The organism is Actinomadura napierensis, from assembly GCF_039529375.1.
Classification (GTDB): domain Bacteria; phylum Actinomycetota; class Actinomycetes; order Streptosporangiales; family Streptosporangiaceae; genus Spirillospora; species Spirillospora napierensis.
In genome coordinates this window covers 271-533 of record NZ_BAAAMR010000413.1, presented here as the reverse complement: position 1 = coordinate 533, position 263 = coordinate 271, and positions in this window count along the sequence as shown.

The following is a 263-nucleotide window of genomic DNA, read 5'->3' as shown; positions in this document are numbered from 1 at the left end:
ACCACGTTCAAGGTATTCTAAAAAACGTGGCATTTGCTCTTGAGCATCTGGTTTGGCAATGACACAATCAGCAAAACCCAAGTCTAATGCTTGAGCTTTGATCCATGCTTTTAATTCATGTGGATCAATTTGTTGCACTGCAATGCGTGATGTGTTGGAAGATGTCATAAACCGAAAAATGCAAGAGGATAAGAATATGCAGGCGGTAGTTTACCATAGCCAAGAAATCCAGGCATGGGAGCAACGTTGGGTTGCTGCGCAAA